This window comes from Acinetobacter sp. ANC_7504, from assembly GCF_056779995.1.
The window spans coordinates 1-11,352 of sequence record NZ_JBWYIZ010000020.1 but is presented as its reverse complement, the minus strand read 5'-3'; the positions used below and the strand labels follow the sequence as shown (position 1 = coordinate 11,352).

The 11,352-nt window shown below is 34.4% G+C and carries 9 protein-coding genes; 4 read left to right on the top strand and 5 right to left on the bottom strand.

What is annotated here, in order from left to right; genetic code table 11:
- Positions 1-281: 281 nt before the first annotated feature.
- The 3 genes from AC1M9F_RS14260 to AC1M9F_RS14250 all read right to left on the bottom strand — a co-directional run bounded on the left by AC1M9F_RS14260 (position 282) and on the right by AC1M9F_RS14250 (position 3,949).
- The gene (locus AC1M9F_RS14260) at positions 282-611 is read right to left on the bottom strand and encodes a hypothetical protein (protein WP_481598090.1); all 330 of its coding nucleotides are present in this window, start codon (positions 609-611) and stop codon (positions 282-284) included.
- A 262-nt stretch (positions 612-873) separates the two neighbouring features.
- Entirely contained in the window at positions 874-2,823 is a 1,950-nt protein-coding gene (locus AC1M9F_RS14255; RefSeq protein ID WP_180066877.1) for an acyltransferase family protein, read from the bottom strand.
- A 145-nt stretch (positions 2,824-2,968) separates the two neighbouring features.
- Positions 2,969-3,949, bottom strand: coding sequence for a hypothetical protein (locus AC1M9F_RS14250; protein ID WP_481598089.1), 981 nt, complete (start codon positions 3,947-3,949; stop codon positions 2,969-2,971).
- A gap of 693 nt (positions 3,950-4,642) precedes the next feature.
- Between AC1M9F_RS14250 and AC1M9F_RS14245 the strand changes: the two genes are divergently transcribed.
- From AC1M9F_RS14245 to AC1M9F_RS14235, 3 genes are all read left to right on the top strand, one after another.
- Positions 4,643-4,810, top strand: coding sequence for a hypothetical protein (locus AC1M9F_RS14245; protein ID WP_272363441.1), 168 nt, complete (start codon positions 4,643-4,645; stop codon positions 4,808-4,810).
- 1,209 nt (positions 4,811-6,019) lie between these two features.
- The gene (repM, locus tag AC1M9F_RS14240) at positions 6,020-6,913 is read left to right on the top strand and encodes a replication initiation protein RepM (protein ID WP_481598088.1); all 894 of its coding nucleotides are present in this window, start codon (positions 6,020-6,022) and stop codon (positions 6,911-6,913) included.
- Positions 6,914-6,976: 63 nt separating this feature from the next.
- Entirely contained in the window at positions 6,977-7,540 is a 564-nt protein-coding gene (locus AC1M9F_RS14235; protein WP_481598087.1) for a plasmid replication DNA-binding protein, read from the top strand.
- A gap of 192 nt (positions 7,541-7,732) precedes the next feature.
- Here AC1M9F_RS14235 and AC1M9F_RS14230 read toward each other — a convergent pair whose 3' ends face one another.
- Positions 7,733-8,713: a P63C domain-containing protein gene (locus AC1M9F_RS14230; protein ID WP_481598086.1), complete on the bottom strand. Its 981-nt coding sequence runs from the start codon at positions 8,711-8,713 to the stop codon at positions 7,733-7,735.
- A gap of 145 nt (positions 8,714-8,858) precedes the next feature.
- Between AC1M9F_RS14230 and AC1M9F_RS14225 the strand changes: the two genes are divergently transcribed.
- The gene (locus AC1M9F_RS14225; protein ID WP_481598085.1) at positions 8,859-9,641 is read left to right on the top strand and encodes an LlaMI family restriction endonuclease; all 783 of its coding nucleotides are present in this window, start codon (positions 8,859-8,861) and stop codon (positions 9,639-9,641) included.
- A 25-nt stretch (positions 9,642-9,666) separates the two neighbouring features.
- Here the strand turns inward: AC1M9F_RS14225 and AC1M9F_RS14220 are convergent, their stop codons facing one another.
- The gene (locus AC1M9F_RS14220) at positions 9,667-10,938 is read right to left on the bottom strand and encodes a DNA cytosine methyltransferase (protein ID WP_481598084.1); all 1,272 of its coding nucleotides are present in this window, start codon (positions 10,936-10,938) and stop codon (positions 9,667-9,669) included.
- Positions 10,939-11,352: the final 414 nt, after the last annotated feature.

Below are 11,352 nucleotides of genomic sequence, written 5' to 3'. Positions count from 1 at the left end.
AATTGATTAAAACTTATCCCAAAAGTTGTCCGCAGAAATTGGGGATGAATTTGATCTTAAAAGGCATATATCTTATAGGGAATTGCGGTTTTTGATCACTTTTTAATCAATTTTATTGGCGAAAAATGACAAATTTGCTCAAAAAGAAACCGATATGTTTCAAAGTCGATTTTTTGCTGTTTTTCAGGGTGGGTGAAAATTTTTAAGTTATTGATTTTAAATCATTATTTTGATTTCATTTCGCATAAGCTCTATTATGTTAAATAAGAGAGTTTTCACACTTAAAATTTAGTATTTAAGTATTCGATAAACCCCTCAATTTTCTTAATCACGTATAAGCAGATATGCAAAGGACTCAGATTATCTCGCTGAGCTTTCTGTACTCTATACTTCGCTCTTTCTAATAGAGCAATTACATAATGTATGGAGCTTTTTAGAATTTTTTTAGGATCTTTTTTTGAATACAAATAACAATCAATTTTTTCAAAAGGTCCATCGTCGACCAATATCTTCAAGATAGCATCGTTAATGTTTTTGCTTATTGATTGTTCTATATGTTCCAATTCATATGAATGTAGAGCTTGTGCTATTAGTACTTCAAGATTTTTCATTTTTATGCACTAATGTTAGATCATTTTGATCCTAGTATCACCAAACTAAAAGAAAAAGTATATAAAACATAAAATTAAACCTTAGGTTATTTTGACTATTTGTTTTAAACAATGATTTTAAAGCTTAGTTTTTATGTCAATTTTTAAAGCTTTAACTTTGGTGTAGGCTGGTTTCTGTTTTGGGCTTACAAGTCGACTTCGCATAAGAGATTTTATGTTAAATAATTAAATAAAAAGGACCACGTTAGTGGTCCTTTACTTGTTATTTATCAAAAATTTCTTTTTTAAATATAGGGGCTAATTTTAGAGATGCAGTCCAACTCATATGATCGTCATCATAAAATAAAGGTAAATTATTTTGGGTAAAGTAGCATGTTTCGTTATCACAAAACTCTCTAGATAAATCAATTATTTGAATATTTTTAGTTGATTGTGCTGCCATATCTTGGGCTTTCCAAGCTTGTTTACTTCTTTCGTAGTATTCATTCCAAGTAATGGTTAAATCTTGAGTAGGTAAATGATACTTAAAAATTTTCGCTGCAAGGTTGGAAATTTCTTTTTTAGCTTCTGGAGTTGGCCTTGTAATATATACTTTATGAGATGCAGATAAATCTTTTAATGTATCAACATAGGCATTTCTCATTTGTGCATAATATTCCTCATCAAATACAAGAGATGGAGTGTTTATATATCGAATAGGTTGATTACTTTTATCATTTTCTGGTTCACCTTGAAAAATGGCATTAGCTCTATTAATTACTAGGATTGGAATATCAGTCGAGTAGTTCGTTTTTATATCATTAATAATATCTTTTACTCTTTCGCCACAAGAATATTCAGGCATATTAGTCTTTTTTAAATTTTTAACTGTAGGGCAACCACTAATAGTAAATGAAATTAAAGATGTATTATTAGGTAGAGCATTAATAACACCATTTAACATAGCACTTGCATGGCTGTCGCCAACGACTATTAGAGACAATGGTCCATCACCATAGGTACATTTTTTAAGTTGAGAGTCATCCTGTTTACCAAGGCATTCATCTCTTCTTGGGTTAATATCATTGATGGTATTACTAATATTATTAATTTCATTAGAAAAACGGTTTTTAACACCATCAAATTTAAATATCATAATTGAAATTAAGCTAAGAATTGAAATAGATAAAAACCAAAGAAAATAAGCTTTAACTATTGATAAATTTGATAATTTTTTACGAGTTGGATTCTCAATATACGTATAAGAAAGCCATCCTAGAATGATAGATAAAATTATCCCTGCTGTAATAAATATATAGTCATCATTTTTATAAAAATAATGTAAGAAAAAGACGATCGGCCAATGCCAAAGGTAAATTGAATATGAATTATTACCTAACCATTGGAAAACAGATCCTTTTGTAAAAATAGAATTTTGTTGATGTGCTAAAAGAATAAGAAAAGCACCTAGAACTGGTAGAATAGCATTATAGCTAGGCCATAATGTGTCAGTTGAGAAAATATAACAGCTAATAGCTATTAGAAAAAAACCAATGAACTCTAAAGGTTTTTTATATGGAACTTTTTCTTTAGGAATAAAGAAAATCAATCCTCCAGCTAGCATTTCCCAAGCTCTAGTTGGTAATAGAAAGAAGCCAGCTGATGGATTTTTTGCAGTAATAATGATTGATAATATTAAAGAAATGATTGTTCCTAAAATAAAAAATGTGAGTAGAAAATTTCTAGATTTTTTTATTTTATAAAGTAAAGCAACAATAATTGGGAAAACTAAATAAAATTGCCATTCAACAGATAGAGACCATGTATGGAGCAAAGCTTTATTATGTGAGTCAGTATCGAAGTAGCCAGACTCTCTCCAATACACAATATTTGAAAAAAAGTTGATACTTGAAAGAGTGTGCTTGGCTAATGCCTTATAATCTGTTGGAAGTACAAGAAACCACCCTAAAATAAGTACTATCGTACTGACTACAAAAAGGGCTGGAACAATACGTATACCACGGGCTAGGTAGAATTTTAAAAGCGAAAAATTTCCTTTATCTAAGCTTTTAATAACAATACTAGTCATTAAAAAACCTGATATTACAAAGAAAATATCAACACCGATAAATCCTGCTGCAAATCCTATAATACCAAAATGAAAGAGAACGACAAGGATAACAGCATATGCTCTTAATCCATTAATATCGTATCGAAAGTTTTTGTTATGCATTCACATCTAACCCCAAAATATCGAGGGGATTTTAAGCTTTTAATTTTTAAAAGTAATCTTAATTTTTCCTAAAATTAACATAATACACGTTATGCCAAAGGCCAGATTGATGGGTCTTTCGCTTGTCTAGACATCTGATTCATGCTCATTTTTCGGACTTCTGCTTATTCCAACGCTCATATTCTTTATTTAAGTAACTTAACAATATCTTTTGATAGTGCTTTTGAGCTTCCTCATAGAGAGTATTATTCGGAATTTTATTTTTAAGTTTTTTCATATACGAAAGCTTCAAAGTTCTCGCTCCATGATCAAACCAAGGTTGATTATATTTATCCTGAAAAAGTCTTTTTTCTAGATGATACAGGTTCCCTATTTGCTGACGTACACCTCGATAACCAAGATATCCTTCTAAAGCCCTGAAATGACGCTCAAAGTAGGCTTTTTTGTCATCTAGGCTAGCTTTCTTCTCAATAAGATTTTGGAATCGTAAAACGATCCGTTTCCCTTGTTCCAACTGTTCGTTATAAGCCTTATCTGTCAGTCGCCATGTCCAATCTGTGGCATGCTTTTCATTAGTCCAATTATTTGCCTGAAGTTGCTTAATACTTTTTTTTGGCTTAGTCAGGCGTACTAGTTCATATTTGCCCATTACTATTGGATCAATAGCACCAATATATCTGAAAGGCTCTGCACTTGGACAGATCTCAAAAATTTTACGGTTAATTTTCACGAGATCTTGTTTGTCTTTTTTGCTTAAAACTTTTTGAGTTTTTTCATCAAATAAGAAAGCATCACTGGTGCGACAAAACAAATAAGCATCAACTTTTTCTAAAAAAATAGGTTCACCATTTGCAAATTTCTTCCAACGTTCATCCTCAGTAATTCCCCGTAAAAATTCATATTTAAAATTGAGGACTAAACTAAAAACAGGTTCTATATTCAATCTTCTACGATAGGTTTGTTGAGCCGTATCCAATAGATGATAACGATCAATCCATTTCTTAATCATTCCCTGGGCATCATCAACATTAAAAGTGAATTTTTCAGAAACTAAATCATATTCATTCGTCATCAGTCCCATAACATTTTTTGTAAAATCCGTCGAATTGTAGCTGTAATAAATCATCTTTTTATGATCCTTAAATTTATTTTTTAAAGTGATTCTATAAGAGATTTATAAAAGATATTTTTAATAAATTCCATAAAGTTATTTCGAAAAATACAAAAAATGGTATTTTTTTGAATTTTGCTGACAGCAGTTAACCACCTTTGGTGATTCTATAAATAGCAGTTCCTGCTCTGGGCCTTGACGATCACATTTTGATCGAATATAAGGTTTTTTAAGGTCTTTGATTTTTTGCGTGGACTGCCAATCCATGAGCCAATTCTCTTTTGTTTGGTTCCTGGGTTGTCTACCCATGAATCAAACACACTCCCCCTTCTTGAGGACTGCCAATCTTTGAGAAGCTTTAGTGGTGAAGCTGCGTGCGTGAGGAAACTCTAGCTGGCGCGGCTACACTAGGGGCTAGGGGGTGCGATTCCTCCTTTCTACCTGTTCACTCATTTTATGAATGAACACCCCACTTCCAGGAGTGGGTCAGTTGGGCGACAAGGAAACGGGACCACGGTGACGTGGCGGTGGGAGTAATGTCCCACCTAGGTCAAAAAGACCGAAACCCTGTATAAAACAGACAGTCAGAGGACTTAAGGAATGAGTAACCTCGTTAATAGCTGGCAACTAGACGCTTCAAGTCAAAAACAAAAAGAATGACAAGGGCGTAAGTTGTACCCACAGGTGGGCTTTTGAGGGCATCGTGAGGTGTCAGGGTTGCAAGGCGAAAGCTGGCGCAATCGGTACTCGATTTTAGGTGAAACAGTGAATTTGTCGGATGACATTCTGTTTTGCTGTCGAGATCAATGGATAGCTCAAGCCTGTAAGGTCGGCAACGTGGCACAAGCTGCGGATGTCGATATGGGTAAGGCGTGAACGTGGATGGTTGTTGATTGCATATCACATTGTATAAACCTGATAAGACTTGGAACTGCGATCAGGGGACATAGGAATGTAGGTGTGATATGCAGGAGATCGGCACGGGTTCTGCCATTTTTCAGGTCACTGAAAATAACTGTTGAAATACTAACTTGGGAAGCAGTTATGTTTGATGAAGATGCCGTACTGTTTAAGAATTTCTCTTTAATTTGAAGAGCTTTTTATCCAGTCGGAGGCAACATCCGAAAATATAACTGTGGGAGAGTGACTTAGTAGAGCTTCACTGTAATGGTGAAGGTAGCATTTTGATTCGAGTGAAAGGCAAGCGTTGAAATGAGTAACGAAAGGACACGCCATTAAGTTGGAGTGTGTAAGAGAATTGGAAGATTGTGGTTTGAGGTTGAAGTTTGGCGACTTCATAGACTTGGCGGTCTAATCCCTCAAACCACATTCATAAAAAATCGACCTAGAAAATCAGATACGAGTGGCATCGTATCCAGAAATTCACAGAACCTTGAGAAAACAAGTGAAATCAAAGTCTTTTAACTCGACTTTTACAAAATGGTTAAAGTGAAGGTAGGTCACTTAAAACACCTGATGCAGCTGATTCTGCTGAATTAAATTAAAAATCTGTGTGTCCCTCATCACACATAAATAACTGAGTTTGAGGTCCTGAGCATGACCCTAATAAACTGCTTTCCATATTGCGCTCATTTGCGTTTTAAGCGCATTTAGACCTTGAATATAGGAAACTTGGTCATCAGTGAAAAAATTGAAAATACCCCCTATTTTTTGCTTCTAATCATCATTTCAGAGCGAGTGTCTACGAGCGAACAATGAAAAGTTGCGCCTCGACCCTCTGAAAAACAATTTTTCATCATCTGAATTCTCAAATTTAGTTAATCAGCTGTCATTTTTTGCTTCTAGACCGAGCGTAGCGAGCATAAAAAATTCATGAGCGAAGCGAAAACCAAGGGCAATTTTTCAAATGTTATTTTTTAATTATTTTTAAATCTTTTAAATCTTTTAAGTCATCTGTAAGGCTTATCTATAAAGGATCACAAAGTTTAACTATGACGGATTGACTACTAACTATGACGGATTGACTACTAACTATGACGGATTGACTACTAAACTATGACGGATTGACTACTAACTATGACAAGTATATATTTGTCATATATTAAAAAAATCAATGGATTCGTTTTGAATAAAAATCACGTTGTAAAATCAAATCAAGTTATAGAGGCATCGTATCAATTAAGTGCCATAGAACAACGAATTGTCTTAGCTGCAATCTCACGCATTCCAAAAAATCAACCTATTACCGATGATGAACTCTATCCTGTAAGTGTTAGTGAATTACAGCTTTTAGGCGTACATGAGAAAACTGCATACAGGGATCTAAAAGAAGGTATTAATAGACTATATGAAAGGTCTATTAACCTTAATATTGACGACAAATCTATAAAGATGCGATGGGTTCAAGAAATTCAATTTTTAGATAGTCAAAGTATTATTGGCATTCGGTTTTCAAAACCGATTCTTCCTTTCATCTCTAATTTAAGCAGAGAATTTACTAAATATGCGCTCTCAGATATTGCGGGAATCAATAGTGCATATGCTATCCGCATTTATGAGTTACTTGTGCAATACCGCCAAATAGGTAAACGTGAGATATCTGTCGATAGCTTAAGAATAATGTTAGAGCTTGGTAAGAAGTATCCATTATTCGCAGATTTTAAAAAACGAGTAATTGATACGGCAGTAGATCAAATAAATGAATACAGTCCTTTGAAAGTTACGTATGAACAGAAGAAAACAGGACGTAAAGTTACTCATATTCTGTTTTCTTTTAAAGAAAAGACTAAAAGCATTAGCCACCAGGGTGCAGATACAGCAAAAGATTTTTATAAGCTGACAGATGCTCAAATCAATATGTTTGGCAATCAACTTTCTCGTTTACCAGAACTATCTTATTTGGCTGTTGGAAATGAAAGTTATGAAGCACTAGCTTCAAAAATCAAAGAGATGCTCAGAGATCCAACACAACAAAAACAATTCATTCCACATTTAAAGAACTTGGGCTTTAAACCTTGAGTGTATTGAAAAATACACATATTGTATTCTCCAAGACATTTTTAAAATACACAGCAATACACTATGAATACAGCTACAAAATACAGTGTTAGTGATGCTGCAACTCTGTATAAAAAATCTAGAGCTACACTCTATAAAGACATAAAAAACGGGGTATTAAGTCGTGATCATGATGGCTTTATAGACTTCTCAGAATTACTTAGGGTTTATGGGGAACCATTTGGATCAAAACAAGTAAAACGTATCGATACGTCTTCAATACAAAACCAAAATACATCCGAATACACTGATAAAACAGTTGTAGAACTTAAAAATCAAATCGATTTCTTGAAAAAACAATTAGAGAAAGCCGAAGATAGGGAAGCCAAAGCGAATGCTCGTATTGATACGCTTCTTACACTCATTGAGATGAAGCCCCCACAAGCCAATACCACTACGTTTACCGATCAAGAGCAGCCACAAACGGCTGCTCAAGTACAGCCAACACCAAGCACTAATGACACGAAACATGACGGATTGACTACTCCGGTTAAAAAAGAAAATAAGCGAATCCCAGTACCTGAGCATATTGAACCGGAACCTAAAAAACGTGGCTTCCTGAGCCGTTTTTTCTTGCCGAATGGTTAACCAGGGCTACACAAAACCGTGGAACATTGTTCATTTATTAAGCGTGGAAAGTGAAAAATCATAAAAAAAGCCCAAACGGGCTCGATTGGGCTATCAACTAGAAACTACAGCACTGATTTCTAAAGAGAATTATAACGCATTTCGCATAACGTGTATTATGTTAATTGTAGACAATCTTAACTTAAGTCTCTCTTAATCCTCATATAAAAGTTCAATTTGAGTACCTTTTTTTGGATAGACTTTATCAACCATCGCCATTAATTGTTCCCAATTATCTGCCAATTTCATAAAACCGATTACTGAATGCAAATGTTGGGATAATGCTGGGTGACCAACATCTGAAGACAACCATTGATGATGCTTGCGAGTACGATTCCCTGAACTATTTCTAGGATTTCTTGTTTCTAATTCTTCAAGAAGGCCAGGAGCTAATCTCTCGTATATTAAATCCAATGTGTATCTACCAACTACTCCAGGTCTTGCAACTGAATTGGGATCAAATTTCCACCCCCTTAGCCTAAACATTTCCTTATAAAAATCATCTGGAAACCTTTTAGCCCAAGCAGCCAACTCCTTAGCTAAATACTTATCTAAGATAGCTTGGAGTGCTTTTTTATCACGTACCTCTTGATATCCCGTTGCTTCATCAATTAAAGCAACAAGTCCTACTTTTGCTACAGACCTAATTAAAATTTCAGCAAATTTGGCCTGAACTTGTTGAGACTTAGTTAAAAGATTTTCTACTTTTGCAGCAGATAAAATAGCATCACATATATCTATTAATACAGATGCATCATAACCATGCGTATCAGGTACCGATCCACCTTTCCCAACTCGATCAAATTTTATGGGATTCTCTAATTTATCTTTTGTTTCATCTGAAAGAAAATCTAGTAGTTTGGCATCTACAAAGTTTTTCCATGTCATACCAGAAGCATTTTTAGGATAGCCCAAAGATCTTTGAATCGCATTACCGGATATAACCCTTGTCCCATTTTCTAGGACATGACAAAGAATATTAATTTCTCCTATCTTCAGTTCCCCTGTATGAGTAGCCTTATTTCCCCATCTTTTCAAAGCTGCTTCTCTAGCAATTTCTTTTCTTCGAATGGGTGTCAAACTTTCAGCTCTAGCTTGTCCAGCTTTGGATTTTTTTTCATCTTTCATAACCATGCTTGCACTCTTAAACAATGCTTACATAATGCAAGCATTAAAAATAAAGTGCAAGCATAATTAAAATACATATAGACCTATTCGCTTTTACAAAATTATATTTTTTATATTTAATCTCAAATAGTTAAATTTAGAGATTAGATAAATGACTAACGAACAAAAAATAGTTCAAATTTTTATGGAAAACGTTCATGGAAAACAAGCTAACACTATTGGAATGAACTTAAATCATGACGGAAGTAAAGGGCATTGGTTAGAAAAACAGATGGGAATTAAACCAAATGCATCCAATGCTCCTGATTTATTAGGTTTTGAAATGAAGAACCAGACGACCTCCAAAACAACATTTGGCGATTGGAGTCCTAATTATTTTATTTTCAATGATAAGGAAATTATTCCAAGGGAAAAAGGTATCACTGCTGTACAACGTAGGAATACTCATTTTCTTCCTATCTGGGGTCAACCAAATATCGAAAGAGATAACCGGCTTTCCTGGTCAGGAAAGCCTATTCCTAAGATTGATCAATGGAATGATTTTGGCTGTATTCTATTAGTTAATCCAAATAACGATATTGAAATTGTTTACAACTATCAAAGAGATCTTAGACCTCACAAAGAGACGATTGTTCCAGAAATTTATCGAAATGGCTCAATAGTGATAGCAAGATGGGATGCCATAAAGTTAGCTAAAAAAGTTAATGATAAGTTTAATCAAAAGGGATGGTTCACATGTAAAACAGATGCTCTTGGGGTCTATAATCAAATATGTTTCGGGGATCCTATTACTTTTGAAGATTGGATTTATTTAGTCAAGACTGGAGTAGTTTTTTACGATTCAGGAATGTATGAAACAAATCCAAGACCGTATGCTCAATGGAGAGCAAATAATAGTTATTGGAATTCTCTAATTCGCAGAACTTATCCATAAAAAAAAGGGCCTAAAGGCCCTTTTTTTACTTATTCGTCTTATAAGCAAGAACCTCAATAATTTGTTTCGCAATCGCTTCTATCACTTTCACACAGACTGAATTTCCAAATTGTTTGTAAATCTGTCCTTGTGATACTGCATCAACAATAAATTCATCAGGAAAACCTTGTAATCTCGCACATTCACGAGGAGTAAGTTTCCTTGGATTCTTACCTAAATGACTCTGATCAATCAGTATTTCAGAACCATCTTTATAATATCGGGCACTAAGCGTATTCGTATAAGCACTATCTGCTGTATAAACAGAACAACCAAATCCATTACCTTTTGTTTTGTGTTCTTCCTTACGACGTTGATGCCCAGCCCATAATTTATCTGAAATAGTGTATCTATCTTCTTGAGAATCTAAAACTTCTTGAGGTTCTAAAATATCACCAACTCTTGTAGGCTCACAGCTAGGAACCGGCCATTTAAATACTTGTTCAAAATCGAAATCTTCACCGAAATAATCTTTGTCAAAACCTACAATAAAAATTCGCTCACGATTTTGAGGAATACCAAAATCAGCTGCTCTTAATACTCTGAAATCTACCCAATAGTTAAGTTTTTTACTTAATGCATTTCTAGCATCTTGAGACATAGGAACATCATCTAAAGCCTGATCACTTTTTCCAGTTAAGATATTTAAAATTGTTCTTAACGTTTGTCCTTTATCATGACCTTTTAATTGTTTAACATTTTCAAGTAAGAAAACCTTTGGTCTTTTCTCTCCCAAAATCCTTTGGATTTCAAAGAACATAGTACCTCTAGTATCATCAAAACCTTTTTTCAACCCAGCTTGAGAAAAAGTTTGACAGGGGAATCCTCCCATCAGAATGTCATGATCAGGAATATCTTTAGCAGAGATTTGCGTAATATCTCCAGATGGAACTTCACCGTAGTTTGCAGCATAAGTTCTTTGAGCAAACTTATCCCATTCAGAACTAAATACACATTTTCCACCTAACTGCTGGAAAGGCATCCGTATGCCACCTATTCCAGCAAAAAGATCAATAAAACTGAACCAACTATCCTTATTCTCATTTCTAAAAGGAGCTTCTTCATGAAGCTCTAAAATTTTGGCTAGCTTCGATTTTGAAGGCTTATGTTCTCCTAGCTCCCATCCTCTTATTGTCCGTTCACCATTTTCTTTAAGCTCTAACAAACAGGCTAACTCTAGCTGAGTAAGCCCTAAACGATGTCTCTTTTCACGTATAAGTGTGGCTTCAATAGGTAAAAAATTTTCGGGTGCGTTCATAACTCAACAACTTATCCTGTTTTTTGCCAGGATATCAGATTTTTTGAGATATGCAACTCATCAACGACTTAGCTTGTCGTGTTTAAAATCGTTTGCTGGAAATACAGACAATGAAAATGAAACTGCCTTATTTAACATAAAATCTCTTATACGAAATCCAAATTCAAGACATAAAAAAGCCCAACATCCTGTTGGGCTTTTTTACGTATTTGATGCGTTGGTATAACTCCTGTCGTACCTGCATATTCCATTGCTACGATTTCTTATTGTTATCTGGAGCATCCTGCTCTCTATGTGTTCATCATAGAAAATTGAAGGTCATCGGTATAGACGCAAAATACCTGAATGAATGTGAGCCAAGGCGTACAAAATTGATTAAAACTTATCCCAAAAGTTGTCCGCAGAAATTGGGGA

Coding starts and splice junctions, on each gene's coding strand:
- AC1M9F_RS14260 (WP_481598090.1), bottom strand. CDS start 611: ATGAAAAATCTTGAAGTACTAATAGCACAAGCTCTACATTCATATGAA.
- AC1M9F_RS14255 (WP_180066877.1), bottom strand. CDS start 2,823: ATGCATAACAAAAACTTTCGATACGATATTAATGGATTAAGAGCATAT.
- AC1M9F_RS14250 (WP_481598089.1), bottom strand. CDS start 3,949: ATGATTTATTACAGCTACAATTCGACGGATTTTACAAAAAATGTTATG.
- AC1M9F_RS14235 (WP_481598087.1), top strand. CDS start 6,977: ATGAATACAGCTACAAAATACAGTGTTAGTGATGCTGCAACTCTGTAT.
- AC1M9F_RS14230 (WP_481598086.1), bottom strand. CDS start 8,713: ATGGTTATGAAAGATGAAAAAAAATCCAAAGCTGGACAAGCTAGAGCT.
- AC1M9F_RS14225 (WP_481598085.1), top strand. CDS start 8,859: ATGACTAACGAACAAAAAATAGTTCAAATTTTTATGGAAAACGTTCAT.
- AC1M9F_RS14220 (WP_481598084.1), bottom strand. CDS start 10,938: ATGAACGCACCCGAAAATTTTTTACCTATTGAAGCCACACTTATACGT.